This window comes from Parapedobacter flavus (assembly GCF_035818675.1).
GTDB lineage: Bacteria > Bacteroidota > Bacteroidia > Sphingobacteriales > Sphingobacteriaceae > Parapedobacter > Parapedobacter flavus.
In genome coordinates this window covers 193,206-208,097 of record NZ_JAYKZZ010000017.1, presented here as the reverse complement: position 1 = coordinate 208,097, position 14,892 = coordinate 193,206, and the positions used below count along the sequence as shown (strand labels likewise).

Annotated in this window: 6 protein-coding genes; 5 read left to right on the top strand and 1 reads right to left on the bottom strand. The window is 49.2% G+C overall.

Translation table 11 applies throughout. From position 1 onward, the window contains the following. The first annotated feature begins 29 nt into the window (after positions 1-29). The 4 genes from U9S71_RS15255 to U9S71_RS15240 all read left to right on the top strand — a co-directional run bounded on the left by U9S71_RS15255 (position 30) and on the right by U9S71_RS15240 (position 3,135). The gene (locus tag U9S71_RS15255; protein WP_326328443.1) at positions 30-338 is read left to right on the top strand and encodes a coiled-coil domain-containing protein; all 309 of its coding nucleotides are present in this window, start codon (positions 30-32) and stop codon (positions 336-338) included. A gap of 25 nt (positions 339-363) precedes the next feature. Further along, positions 364-654, top strand: coding sequence for a cell division protein ZapA (locus tag U9S71_RS15250; protein ID WP_326328442.1), 291 nt, complete (start codon positions 364-366; stop codon positions 652-654). Between the two features lie 341 nt (positions 655-995). After that, the gene (gene rny, locus U9S71_RS15245; RefSeq protein WP_326328440.1) at positions 996-2,546 is read left to right on the top strand and encodes a ribonuclease Y; all 1,551 of its coding nucleotides are present in this window, start codon (positions 996-998) and stop codon (positions 2,544-2,546) included. A 49-nt stretch (positions 2,547-2,595) separates the two neighbouring features. Next, the gene (locus U9S71_RS15240; protein ID WP_326328438.1) at positions 2,596-3,135 is read left to right on the top strand and encodes a DUF962 domain-containing protein; all 540 of its coding nucleotides are present in this window, start codon (positions 2,596-2,598) and stop codon (positions 3,133-3,135) included. Between the two features lie 7 nt (positions 3,136-3,142). On the opposite strand, the gene U9S71_RS15235 is transcribed toward U9S71_RS15240, so the two are convergent. Beyond that, a complete protein-coding gene (locus tag U9S71_RS15235; RefSeq protein WP_326328436.1) occupies positions 3,143-5,665 on the bottom strand; it encodes a hypothetical protein in 2,523 nt (840 codons plus the stop codon). An 809-nt stretch (positions 5,666-6,474) separates the two neighbouring features. Between U9S71_RS15235 and U9S71_RS15230 the strand changes: the two genes are divergently transcribed. Next, entirely contained in the window at positions 6,475-14,850 is an 8,376-nt protein-coding gene (locus U9S71_RS15230) for an Ig-like domain-containing protein (RefSeq protein WP_326328435.1), read from the top strand. Positions 14,851-14,892 lie beyond the last annotated feature (42 nt).

The following is a 14,892-nucleotide window of genomic DNA, read 5'->3' as shown; positions in this document are numbered from 1 at the left end:
CGGGAAAAGCAAAGCGCAAAGAAACGACAATGTCCTCATTAGCGAAACAACTGACCGGTGTGGTGGCAAATACGCGTAAATTGCTTGATTTATGCGAGTCTTTGCAAGAGGAGAACGATTTGCTGAAGCTGGAAGTGCAGTCGTTGAACGTAGCGGTCGAAACCGGTACCGACAAGAATAAGCAGCTGGAAGAGAAAGTGAAGGCCCTTGCCGTAGCCCGTTCACTCGACGAGACCGAAGTGGGCGAGTCGGGGATAAATGAAAAAATACTTGACACAAAACAAAAAATTGACGATTTTGTGCGGGAAATAGATAAGTGTATCGGGTTGCTCAAGTAGCATGAGATAGTGAATTAGCTCAAACATGGGAGAAATTTCCATAAAAATAAACATCGCGGACCGGATTTACCCGTTGCGGGTAGACATGGCAGAAGAGGAGGTCATCCGGCGAGCGGCTAAATTGATAAACGACAGGATTAAAGAATTTCAGGAAAATTACGCGGTAAGGGATAAGCAGGATTTATTATCGATGTGTGTACTTCATTATGCAACTGGGATGCTGAAAGCTGAGCGGAAAACAAGTGCAGACGATGTAGGGATTGCGAAAGCAGTGGGCGAGTTGGACGGCATGTTGACTGAATTTTTTAACAAATAACGTTCTTATTAATAGGAATAGAGCTTTAACAACGAATTAACCGCAGTTAAATTCGGGTTTCACTATTTTAAACTTAACGCTTCAATATCACAAGGCGTAAACGAGATGTAGGCCATTTTGCGAAAGCCATCTGGTCAGGATCAATACGCTAATCCTGTGTAGATGAAGTTTATGATACATGAGACCCGATTTATTTAATTGCGGTTTTTTTTTTACCTTTTTTCTGCACTTCGCTCTTTGCGATTTGCACATAGTAAATGAACAAAACGCGAACAAGCAAATAGCAAACAACAAATAGTAAATAGCAAACAAACAAATAGCAAACAAACAAATAAAAAAACATGGATATCATATACATTATTATAGCTTTTGCAGTGGGGGTGGTTATCGGCCGCTTTGTACTGCGTTTTTTGTTTAAGCGGCAGGAAGCAGCCGCCCAAAGCAAGGCCAAGAAGATACTCAAGGAAGCAGAGCAGGCTGGCGAACACCTGAAGAAGCAACGCCAGCTGGAGGCCAAAGAAAAGTTCCTGCAGTTGAAAGCAGAGCATGAGAAAGAGACCAACCAGAAAAATAACACCCTTAATCAGCGTGAAAATAGTATTCGACAGAAGGAACAGTCTGTCAACCAGAAGCTGGAAAACCTGAACCGTGAGAAACAAGAGGTAGAAAACCAACGTAAGAACCTGGAGCGGCTCACCGAAATCAGTGACAAGAAGCAGAAAGAGGTGGAGCAGCTCAAAGCGCAGCACATCAAACAATTGGAAACCATCGCTGGTCTTTCGGCCGAAGAAGCCAGCGCACAGCTTATCGAGAACCTTAAAGAAGAGGCACGCTCAAAGGCAGTCATCCAGATCAAAGATATCGTGGATGAGGCCAAACTCACTGCTACAAAGGAAGCTAAGAAAGTGGTTATCCAAACCATACAACGTACGGCTACCGAAAGTGCCATTGAAAATACGGTATCTATCTTCAACATTGAGAACGATGAAATCAAGGGTCGTATTATCGGTCGCGAAGGCCGTAATATCCGGGCACTCGAAGCCGCTACGGGTGTGGAGATTATCGTCGATGATACCCCCGAGGCCATCATCTTATCCGGGTTTGACCCAGTGCGCCGGGAAATCGCGCGACTGGCCCTGCATCGCTTGGTGACGGATGGGCGGATACACCCAGCCCGCATCGAAGAGATCGTGGCGAAGACCAAAAAGCAGATCGAGGACGAGATTGTGGAAATCGGTGAGCGGACGGTGATCGACCTTGGCATCCACGGGCTCCATCCCGAGTTGATCCGGATGGTAGGTCGGATGCGTTACCGCTCATCCTATGGGCAGAACCTACTGCAGCACTCGCGCGAGGTAGCTAATTTCGCTGCTACGATGGCATCAGAGTTGGGGCTCAACGTAAAGTTGGCGAAGCGTGCCGGATTGTTGCATGACATCGGTAAAGTGCCGGATGATAACCCGGAGTTGCCGCATGCCATCCTTGGGATGCAATTGGCCGAGAAATATAAAGAACATCCTGAGGTGTGCAATGCCATCGGTGCCCACCACGATGAGGTAGAGATGACCTCGCTGATATCGCCGGTTGTGCAAGCATGTGATGCCATTTCGGGTGCCCGTCCCGGTGCCCGTCGTGAAGTGGTAGAGAATTATATCAAGCGGCTCAAGGAACTGGAGGAACTGGCGCTGTCGTATCCCGGCGTGGAGAAGACTTTTGCCATCCAAGCCGGTCGGGAATTACGGGTGGTGGTTGAAAGCGAACGCGTATCTGACCAGGAAGCCGAGTTATTGGCAGCAGATATATCAACCCGGATACAGACAGAAATGACCTATCCCGGGCAAATAAAGGTGACGGTGATTCGCGAAACGCGGTCGGTTTCTTACGCGAAATAGGCAGCGCGCAAAAAGTAGAGAGCAAAAAGCAAAAGCATAAACATCAATCGTGAGTCGCAGGGCAGGAGTTAAGAAGAACAATGTGCAGGAAGTGCCGAAGCGGCCGGTAGATCAGTATTTCGATACCTTCAACCGGCAATACCAGCATCCGGTCAACCGGGCAATCCAATGGATCGCAATTCCTGCTTTCGCATTTGGTGTTTTGGGTTTGGTGTGGATGATACCATTTCCCGAAATAGCCTTTTTGAAAAAGCATGGTTATGATACCTTCGTAAACTGGGGTTCGTTTTTTATTGCCGGCGTGGTCTATTACTACCTTCGCCTAGCACCAACCTTGTCTTACGCCATGCTGCTCACTATCGGGCTGTTTAGTTTTTTTATCGTTCAGCTGGAATATGTGGAGCAAGCCGGTGGGCCAGCAGTATGGTCGGTATGCGCGTGCCTGCTGATGGCATCGCTGTTGGCGTTGTATCTCGGTAAAAATATGGAAAAGGTAGCCGTTCCGTTCCGGAGTTTCCTTAAGTTATTGTTGGTAGGACCTATCTGGCTCTGGCATTTTGTATTTAAGAAATTGAATATACCCTATTGAGGTTGGTTTACCCATACCTTCTCGACAACGCCCCCAATCCGACCGTGTATCCGTAAGCGGCAAACTGGAATTTGAGGTTATTGATATGCTGTAGGCGTTCTTCTTTCGGAACCCGCTCTAGGATAAGGATCCGGCAGTAGGCCTCGATCAGTTTAAATCCACGGGTCTCACACAAGGCAATGGCGCGTTGGCTGATTTCCACAAGTTGTGGGTTGTTTGCCGAATTTCCCGCCTGCAAGTGGAAGATAACATACAGGAGTTGGTAGGTGGAATTCTGATGTGTATTCAATGAAAGATGGCTCACGCGATACAATGCCTCGTCAACACTTCCATTCTCCCATAAGTAAAACGCGCTGATCAGCATCGTTACATCGGCTTCGAACCCGTTTGCTACCTGTGTTGTGGTTTTCTGTAACCTTTCGTTTAGGAGTTCCTGGTAGGGTAGGGCAATGGCCTTATTTCCAGATGCCTTAATGTAAAGGTAGAGCAATACATCCACATGGAATGGTACTGCCAGCCGTTTGGATAGCGGCAAGCGATAGGATAACGCATTCAATTCACGTACGACGTTGGGGTCAATGGTTCCGCCCTTATAGCGCTGGTATAGGTAAGATAGCAGAAGGAAGGGGTTGATGGCAAATGGTGCGTATGACTCCGGCAGCATGGCAGCCAGCGGTTCGAGTTGTTTAAGCAGCGCTTCTTCGTCCCATTGAAGTAGGGCGATGGTGGCAAGCTTGCTGCGTAGCGCAATTTGATGCGTGCTTGTAAGGTCAAAATAAAGCAGCCGCTCGAGATTAGGTTCGAAGTCGGTCTGGAAACTAATGTACCGGAGCATATAGTCCAGAAATGCGGCATCCTGAAGCTCCGCATTTATTTTTTCCCGCATGGTTGTATCGCGTTTGGCAAGCCGGTAAAGGCCATCGCAAACGAAGGTGATGACTTCGAAGATTTCGTCTTTGATAAAGGGGATATGCTCCAATTGGTTCACCAGTTGTAAATCGGCCGACTTGATTTGGAACAGCAGCAACCATTTGAGCTGTTCTGTTTTCGCGTGGTCATCGAAAGGCGATTTATTTATCGCCTCGATGAGCTCAGCCGTTCCCGCCCCTTTATGTTCGCCGATTAATTCGAGCGCAATAAAGTAATTCGCAATGCTATTTGATTGGAACTGCACCACCGTTTGCTGTCGTACGTCGAGATCGCCATTCGTTTCGTGGACTAAGCCCGAATAAAGTAGGTCGTTGTAGGCTACACGGTGCTGTCTGATGGTAGGGTAAGCTTGTTTCCGGCTGATCTGCAGCCTACCGTCCTGTTGTTCGATTACGGGCGACAGCTCTTCCAGGAGCGACTGTTTACCCAACGTATTTACACCGTTGAAGACCTTCTTTTTCAGGTACTGCGTAATAACGAGGTACTCTTCAAATGGCGTCACCTGGTAAGGGTCTAGGCGATCGCCCACCAGCTCATAATAGTACTGGAAAAACAACGGTGTGTGTATGAGTTGCGTATTCCGGGTTTTCTGCAACGGGTAGGCCCTGAAGGATCCATTGATGTTTTGGGCCAATTGATGGAGCTCGGTGTGTGTGAACGCGGGCATGCCGGCAGCCTCCCTTGCTTCTCCGTTATGTTGCATTGAAAACCACTGCGGGTTGATGACCGTTTCTTTGAATAAGCTCTCGAATTTCAGCAATGAGGCCGTGCGCAGCATCAACACGATGCGGAACCAACTAAACTGGGCGAAGTGGTTGACCATATCCATGAATTGGCAAATGACCATGTGGAATTGCCGGTCGGCCACCAAGTCGCTGTGCAGCTCATCGATAACGAGATAGAAATTGCCGGGGGCTCCCATACGGTGATCTTCCATAAAGGCATCGAGGAGGTCGGTGGTTTCAAAACCGAGGAGGTGCGCCAGCCAACGGTTGCTATGGTAACCAAATGCGGTGCCCTGCAGCAGCGACAGTCCGTTGGTGAAAAGGTAGATATCGTTGGATGAATCTACATAGATCTGACTGATCTGTTTTTCGACCCAACGCGATACCCCGATGGTTTTCCCACATCCTACGGGCCCATGGAGGATACCGGTGGTTGCCCCGCTATTCGTAAAGCGCTCGGCAAATTGACTGACATATTCCCGGTCGACGGTCAAATGGTAGGGGATACCGCACTTATACTTGTTGCTTTGGATATTGAAAAGACTGATTTTCGTCGCGTTCAGGGAAATCTCGCTCCACGAGCGTTGCTGTACGGTTTGCAATTTGTGGTGCTCCAAATCGGTGTAGAAGCTGTCCCAGCTTTCGAAGCCACAGTACTCTGCCAGGGCGTTCATGGTGTAGATAGAAGGCTGGTGTACTGATGAGGCAAAACCGAATACCCGCTTAAGTGTTGTTTCGCTTACACTCTTATTGGTACTTTCTTTGATTTCCAATGCCAGACGGTAGCAATCTGCCGGCACAAGCTGGGTAATTTCCGCTTTTGTTAATACGAGCGCTTTTAACTTATCAAAATAAGTGTGTAAATATGTTTTCATACGTAGATAGTAGATGTTTAAAGCGACGATTGCTTTACGTTATCAACGGATTCGATTTAAGCGTTGATTGATTGTTCGGATCGTCGGTTGTCAAAAAGGTAGCATACAATTGTGTTTTTCGTTCGTATTCGTTGTTCGGCAGCTGTCCCTTTTTTTCAACAGCCAATGCTTCGTTTTTTGCAACAAGCAAAGGCTTGTGAGCAAAAATACCATATTTTTTTCGTTTCCAAAGAAACTAATGCAATGAATAATTTGAATATCCGTTCATCCAATACCTGTTAAAATCCAGCGGTATACGAGGGTTGTCATCTCCTGATTGCCGTTGTTATAACCTCCCAGTATGGGGCAAATAAATGCGTATTTAAAGGTTTTATGGGCCAAATCTAAAGAAAACAGCTGGAAGGTCGTCGCTTTTCAAGTTACGTGAACAAAACGAACAGCAACTATTAAAATGAACACAGTGAATAAAGGTTTGGTGTAAGTACCACCCTATATTTGCGTGTAAAGCGGGAGGTTGGGCGTGGATGAAGGGGAAAATAGACACTTCCGAAGAGCGAGGCCGCTCTCCAGAAATGTCAAAACATCTACCGGTAAAAGAATTGCAATAACCGTACCGTTTTCGTCTGAAAAATGTTTTTTCATATAATTCATTGACAGACAACACTTAATGGAGGGTTTTCTACTTATGACCGACTCCATTACCTACGAAAGAAAAACATAGGTCCGCCGCGAGGACCAAGGAGTACAAGCGGTGGCCGAACAGATAACATCTATTGATAAACAATTTACGATTATAATCCCATAGCTGAATGGAAACATTATCTACTTATCCGAAATCTTCTTTTTTTCGTTTTTTCTACACACTCGTGCTTGTTCCATTGTTGCTTGTTTCGCCAGGTTTGGTGGGGGAGGTGATGGGGCAGGGGACAAAGGAGTTAGCCGTTGTCTATGACGATGATAACGTTGCCGGGGTAGCAAATGCAAATGTTGATAATGATCAGTTTGCAACGCTGAATGCTTGGCCGGGCGCTTTGTTCGGAGCCGGGAAGTATAATGGCAAGATTGGATTCCAGTTTTCAACCGAATTGCCGGCTAATACAACGACCTATGTGCGCATCGGTGCTGAGGAAGCCGGGTTGTTGGATGCATTACTGGGAGGCAGCGTTGGGAATCTTTTAACAGGGCTGGTTGATGGTTTGTTGCTTGGTGATCATTTCTTCAAAGTAGAGGTCTATAATAATGGAGGTACTTCGCTTTTAAGTGCGAATAGTAAAAATGGTTTCCCTGATATCCGGTTGAAACTGGTACGCAACGCGGAAGGGCACTACTTATTAGCAATTACGCCGGATGCCGCATATAATCAGGTGGTCATCGAAAATCAAAGTGATGCCGCAGTCGGAGCGCTTGCTCCAGTAAAACATCTTTTCGTATATAATGCCTATTATTTAGCTGGCTCGACAGATTGTACACCTGCTTCCGCCACATCATTCGATGGCACGGGCATTACCCTTGATCTGTTGGAACTCGGAAATACAGGCGTAACCGACCCTCACTTTGCGATTGATGGCGATGCGGATAATACATTTTCGGAGATCAACGTAGGGTTATTGGGCGTTGCGGCATCCATGTCGCAATATATTGACTTCCCAGTACCCGCTACACCACAACACCATTTTACCCTAAAACTGGCTATCAATACCAGTGAAACACTCAGTGCTGAGTTATTAGGTGCATATGAGATCGTGGCGTGGAACGGTACAGAGGAAGTGTACAAGCGCTCGTTGGCAGGAGGTATTATCAACGGGCTGGATGCGCTATCGCTTTTGCAAAGCGGTCAGCCCGCGACATTCACCTTTGGCCCTTCGAAAGTATTCGATCGCATCGAAATCCGCGTGAATGCACTCATCGGCGCTAGTCTCGCAAGTTCATCTGTGAAAGTATACGATGTGAAACGCTATGGCCCCGGATGCCCAGATCCGAATCTGCCGACGCCGACTGCGACACCTGGCCCGTTGGAAATCCCGTCTTGTGCATCGGAGCTCGTGGCTTTTAAAAATGTTGATTTCGCAGCAAATGCAACTGACGGCAATAACGAAACCTATGCTACTATAAACGCGAACAATGGTACGTTGTTGGTCAACTCGCCTGTTGCCGGTTATCTCGAAATGGAGTTGCCTGAAACGCTTCCAGCCAACAAGACCTCCTATATACGCATAGATGTAGAGGACGATATACTCGACCGCTTGGTAAACGGCGCGATTGGCCAGCTTGTTTCCGGTGTGGGTGGATTGTTATTGGGAGACCATTATTTTACCGTCGAGGCAAAACTGACTGAAGGCGGTGCTGCTGTTCTTTCCGGTTCCAGCGCCAACACCTTCGATACGACGACAGGTGGGGTGGTAACAATCGTTCAAGACAAGATCGGACGGTATTACATCGCTATAACGCCCAATTCGGCTTACCAGTACATCCGGATTACCGATCATGTTTCCAGTGTTCTGGGAACAGGTGTTCAAAAATCCATGAAGGTGTTTAACTTGTGCTATGAGACAAGTGACAACACGTGTTTCCCCGCTTTTGCCACTTCGGCCGATGGCTCTGGTTTAACTGTAGGTATATTGGATAACGGTGCCGGCGTAACCAACGCCGACAACGCGATCAGCGATAATTCATCCGACTATTCCGAAATCAGCCTAGGAACGGTTGCTGTTGCCGCTGAAGTAAATCAAACCATCTATTTCAATGGCCCATCAACAATAGGTGACGAATTGAAAGTACGGGTGCAAGTGGGAGCGCCTAGCCTTTTAGATGTAAATGCACTTGGAAGGTATAAAATACAAACCTACTTGGGTGACCAATTAGTCGATGACTTTACACTCCAAGACGGATTGATTGCCGGTTTGAATGTACTGAACATCTTTGAATCCGGAGGAATCACAACCGTTAGTTATGTTCCCACCGGGGCCTATGATCGCGTCGTAGTCGGACTGAATTCGTTGGCAAGTACCGGTCTCACGCCACCACTACGTTTATATAGTGTGAAACGGATCGGCGCGGATTGCCCGCCGGATCCGGCTACTTTATCTCCTTTTGAAAACCCGACTTGTGCCGATGATTTAATCGACGCATCCAATGCCGACGATATTCAAAACCTGTTTGATAATGATTTTGATACCTACGCGACTTTAAATTCAGGTGCAGGCAGTTTATTGGGTATCGGACAGTTTGAAGGGTTTGTTGAATTAGGCTTCGGCGGACCGGTACCGGCGAACACCACATCGTATGTACGTATTGATTTTGAGCCTACTTTACTGAACGGATTATTAGGTGGAAGTCTCGGCGGTACACTCGCCGGAATTGTGGATGGTGTATTACTGGGTAACCACTATTTCTCAGTGGAAGTGAAGAACGGTGCTGGAACTTCGGTACTATCAGGCGCAAGTAATAATGGGTTCGATGCGAACACCGATCGGATCCGGATTGTCCAGGATAATCTGGGTCGCTATTACATTGCAGTTACCCCGGGTCTGGAATATCAATCCATTCGGATTACCGATCATACGAATTCCGCGGTTGGGTTATTGGCCCAACCGAATACGATGAATGTGTATGGCATATGCTACGATACACCGCTTATTGATTGCACCCCTCCGTTTGCTACATCGTTCGATGGATCAGGACTGACCTTGGACGCAGGCGGGCTTTCCGGTGTAGGGGTAACCAATGCACCACACGCTATTGATGGCAATTCAACCAACTATTCAGAAATCAGTTTGGGTACTGCGGGCATTGGTGCCACAGTTAAACAGTATATCTACTTTAATAGGCTTGCCGATGCCGATGACCAGGTCGATGTGACGATTTCGTTCGGTACCGGTGCTGTGGACCTCTCACTGGTTGGCAATATCGAATTGAAGGCATACAATGGTTTGACCGAAGTGGCCGTGTTGGATTGGCAGAGTGGCATTATCAATGGTGTTAACGTAATAAACCTCCTCAATAATGGGGGACAGGCGACGGTTCCTTTCACGCCAGGAGTAGCTTTCGACCGGATCTCAGTAGGTATTAACGCCTTGGTTTCTGCCAGTGCGTTGCCTGCATTGCGGCTGTATGAAGTAACCAAAGTGTGTGATATCGCTGCACCACAATTCGAAAGCTGGAAAAGCTACGTGCTTCCCGGTACACAAACTGCAGTGGCCGGTGGTGAAGAGATTACGTATACCATCCACATAAGGAATACGGGAACGACCGACATGAACGGGTTTGTCATCGCCGATGGCGTGCCCTCACATACCACCTACGTCCCCGCTTCTGGAGGAACCCTGGACGGTGATACGGTAAGGTTCGACAATATCAACGTGGCAGCAGGTGCTACGGAAACCGTGAGTTTCAAGGTGCTTGTAGACGAGGATTTGACGGGCGTTACCGAAATCGGTAACGTAGCCAAAATTAAGGCCAATCCGGACGATACCGGTACCGAGACGGTACCTCCGGCAGACAACGACGATCCGACCGCTGGGCCAGACCCAACAGCTACGCCGGGTACGCATACGGTAGTTCCCGTTGATCCGATAACCTCACTGGTTTCCTGGAAGAGTTATGTCGTGGATGGTGATGCTTCCATTAATGCAGTCGGTGGCGGCGAGTCCGTGGCATACACGATTTTCGTCCGGAATACCGGTAACCAAACATTAACTAATGTAACGATTGCAGATGCCATTCCGACGGGTACGAGTTACGCGTCCGGCGGAACACTTAGCGGTAGTGACGTGACTTTCACCATTGCATCTATCGGGGTTGGGCAAACGTCTCCGGGACAAACGTTCTATGTGACCGTCGACGAAGATTTGACAGGCCTTAACGTAATCAGGAATGTAGCGACCGTCGGTGCTGACGGTGTGCCGCCTGCGGATAGCTACCCGCCAGTGGATAACGATACCCCTACTGATCCCGACGATGGGGGTCCAACAGGAACCGATATCCCTGTTACTCCGTTGCACGACATCGACTTTACGAAGAATGGAGTTAGTAATAACAGCGAAAGTACCGGAAAAGCTGAGGTGGGTGATGAGATTACCTATACCCTGACGGTTACCAATACCGGCAATAAAGCGTTGACGAATATCTTGGTAGTCGATTATGTACCGACGAACTTAACCATTACCGACAATGGTGGCGGTACAATAAATGGAACCGATTTGGAATTTACCATCGCTTCCCTGGCTGTTGGCGCGACGGAAACTTTCGAGTTCACCGCGCAAGTGGCGAGCCTCGATGTGTCGTTCCCGCCAATTGATAATGAAGCTGTGGCCACCTATCGCAATGAAGATAATACCGGTGATAAGACGGAAACGGCTATATTCCGCATACAAACCAATTGTACGTTGGCGATAGCCACCGATATCGTAGTAGTCGATGCCGAAGTCTGTGAAGGAACCTCTGTGACCTTGACGGCCTCTTCGACGGTGATCAATCCGATATTCAATTGGTACGCTGATGCGGCATTAACCGAGTTGGTTTTTACAGGTCCCGAACTATCGATCAACCCGGTCGAGGCAGGAACCTATTATGTAACCGTTATCGGGGAAGGAATTTGTGAAAACGTGCCGGGTACGGCGAAAGAAGTCACGGTAACGGTAAATCCGGCACCGGAAGTTGTCCTGACCGATCCCGCATCCTATTCCATCGAAGTTGGAGGGACGGTTGCCGTTCCGGGCTACAATGAATTGCCTGGCGTAAGCTATGAATGGGTAGATCAAACCGGAACCCGGGTGACGGCATTCGGTCCATTTGATGCCGTTGGCACATACACCTATACGCTTATCGCTACTGACGATGTTACGGGTTGCCAGACGGCCGTGACTGTTGTTGTGAATGTGTATAACCCGGGTGAATGTCCCCCGGTATTCTCACGCGTTTACAATGATGCAGCCAATAACGGTACGGTTGCGACATTATTAGGTATTCTCACGTTAGGTAATGTGGAGTCACCACAGGCAGCGGCCTCTCCGGACGTGACAACCTACTCGACGATATCGGAATTGGCGGCAACCAGTCTGCTTGGACTAACCGGTGAGACTTCGCAAACGCTGACCTGGAACAGCGATATCCCGGCAGGTACACCGGTAACGGTTAAATTAGGTAAAGAATATGGTGTCGCAGGTGTTATCGGCGGGATTTATGTCCAAGCGATCGATGCCAGTGGAAATGATGTGGGCAGCCGTCAGTGGGTTGACCCGAATCTGGCTTCGGTCGTCAATGGCGTGAATGTATTCGAGTACACCTTTGCCCCGACGCAAGATTACCGTGGCGTGCGGATAGCACTTTCATCAGTGCTCAATTTAGTTCAGTCTGCCCGTATTTACAACGCATATTACCACGAAGCTGGTACAGCGGACTGCGCTGCTCCAAACGGTGTGGTGGATGTGTTGGAAGGCATGGAGTTTCCGATTGGTGCGGTCAATTTAACCACAGGATTGGTAAGTGTATCAAATCCGTGGAATGCAGTTGACGAAGAGGAAACCACTTTTGCTTCCCTTAATAATGTGATAGGTGCAAATGTCTATACCAAATTGGAAGTGGCTTATGGTACTCCAGCACTGGCGGGAGATACCGTGACCATTAACATAGGCAAACCAGGTTCCTTATTGGATGTTGGTTTATTAACAGCCTTTAAGATTCAACCCTATTTAGGGAATGCGGCTGTAGGAGACCCAATTGAAAGCACCTCTTCATTATTAGAAATCCACCTTTTAGATGATGAGGCATTTGCAAATATTACCTATGTAGCCGACGCTCCATTCGATCGGATTAAGATTTTGTTCGGAGGTGTAGCCAATTTATTGGATCAATTACAGGTATACGAAATAACCCGTACCATTCCGACACCAGTTGTGGGTCCAAATGGTGATAATACATTTGAAATTTGTCCTGGAGGAGATATCTCTATTCCTGACCCCGACGATTGTACCACCTATATTTTATATACGACCGTTAATGGAAGTACGGTTGCGGATGTACCAAGTTTACCATCCGGAACCCATACGCTGTACTTACAAACCGTTCGTTTCGGTTCCTGTGAGGTCGGCGAGCGCACACCGATTACCGTTGTGGTAAAAGACGCACCTGCACCTACGTTAAACGAATTGGAGCAGGAATTCTGTGAAATCGATGCGCCTACTGTTGCCGACTTGGATGAAAGCGGAGCAATGGGTACCCTAATTTGGTACTTGGCACCAACAGGCGGTACAGCGCTCAATCCAACTGACGCGCTTGTTAGTGGAACATATTACGCTTCGCAAATCACAGACGGTTGTGAAAGTATAATACGTACGGAGGTAACCGTAACTGTTACGGCAACACCCCCACCTGCGTTGACCCAATTGGATCAGGTCTTCTGCGAAATCATTGAGCCGACGGTAGCAAGCTTGAATACAGCTGGTGCGATCGGTACGGTACTTTGGTATGAAGCACCATCGGGCGGTACCCCGCTTGATCCAACCACAGCGCTGGTTGACGGTATGTACTACGCCGCACAAGTGGGCAACAACTGCGAAAGCGTGTTGCGCACTGAAGTCGAGGTGACCATCACCAAGACACCTGCTCCGACCTTGACGAACCTCGACCAGATCTTCTGCGAGATCGATATGCCTACGGTTGCCAATCTGGATACGGACGGTGCCACCGGTACGGTGATCTGGTACACGGCAGCCACCGGCGGTACGCCACTGGCAGCTACGGATGCACTGGTAGACGGTATGTACTACGCAGCACAAGTGGGCAACAACTGCGAAAGTGTTTTGCGCACGGAAGTCGAGGTGACCATCACCAAGACACCTGCTCCGACCTTGTCGAACCTCGACCAGATCTTCTGCGAGATCGATATGCCTACGGTTGCCAATCTGGATACGGACGGTGCCACCGGTACGGTGATCTGGTACACGGCAGCCACGGGCGGTACGCCACTGGCGGCTACGGATGCACTGGTCGACGGTATGTATTACGCAGCACAAGTGGGCCACAACTGCGAAAGTGTTAACCGCACGGAAGTCGAGGTGACCATCACCAAGACACCTGCGCCGACCTTGACGAACCTCGACCAGATCTTCTGCGAGATCGATATGCCTACGGTTGCCTATCTGGATACGGACGGTGCCACCGGTACGGTGATCTGGTACACGGCAGCCACGGGCGGTACGCCACTGGCGGCTACGGATGCACTGGTCGACGGTATGTACTACGCAGCACAAGTGGGCAACAACTGCGAAAGTGTTAACCGCACGGAAGTCGAGGTGACCATCACCAAGACACCTGCGCCGACCTTGACGAACCTCGATCAGATCTTCTGCGAGATCGATATGCCTACGGTTGCCGACCTGAATACAGCGGGTGCCACCGGTACGGTGATCTGGTACACGGCAGCCACAGGCGGTACGCCACTGGCAGCTACGGATGCACTGGTTGACGGTATGTACTACGCAGCACAAGTGGGCAACAACTGCGAAAGTGTTAACCGCACGGAAGTCGAGGTGACCATCACCAAGACACCTGCGCCGACCTTGACGAACCTCGATCAGATCTTCTGCGAGATCGATATGCCTACGGTTGCCGACCTGAATACAGCGGGTGCCACCGGTACGGTGATCTGGTACACGGCAGCCACAGGCGGTACGCCACTGGCAGCTACGGATGCACTGGTAGACGGTATGTACTACGCAGCACAAGTGGGCAACAACTGCGAAAGTGTTTTCCGCTCGGAAGTCGAGGTGACCATCACCAAGACACCTGCGCCGACCTTGACGAACCTCGACCAGATCTTCTGCGAGATCGATATGCCTACGGTTGCCTATCTGGATACGGACGGTGCCACCGGTACGGTGATCTGGTACACGGCAGCCACAGGCGGTACGCCACTGGCAGCTACGGATGCACTGGTTGACGGTATGTACTACGCAGCACAAGTGGGCAACAACTGCGAAAGTGTTAACCGCACGGAAGTCGAGGTGACCATCACCAAGACACCTGCGCCGACCTTGACGAACCTCGATCAGATCTTCTGCGAGATCGAGATGCCTACGGTTGCCCACCTGGATACGGCCGGTGCTACCGGTACGGTGATCTGGTACACGGCCGCCACCGGCGGTACGCCACTGGCAGCTACGGATGCGCTGGTAGACGGCACCTAGTATGCTGCGCAAGTCGGCAACAACTGCGAAAGTGTTTTCCGC

Coding starts and splice junctions, on each gene's coding strand:
- U9S71_RS15255 (WP_326328443.1), top strand. CDS start 30: ATGTCCTCATTAGCGAAACAACTGACCGGTGTGGTGGCAAATACGCGT.
- U9S71_RS15250 (WP_326328442.1), top strand. CDS start 364: ATGGGAGAAATTTCCATAAAAATAAACATCGCGGACCGGATTTACCCG.
- rny (WP_326328440.1), top strand. CDS start 996: ATGGATATCATATACATTATTATAGCTTTTGCAGTGGGGGTGGTTATC.
- U9S71_RS15235 (WP_326328436.1), bottom strand. CDS start 5,665: ATGAAAACATATTTACACACTTATTTTGATAAGTTAAAAGCGCTCGTA.
- U9S71_RS15230 (WP_326328435.1), top strand. CDS start 6,475: ATGGAAACATTATCTACTTATCCGAAATCTTCTTTTTTTCGTTTTTTC.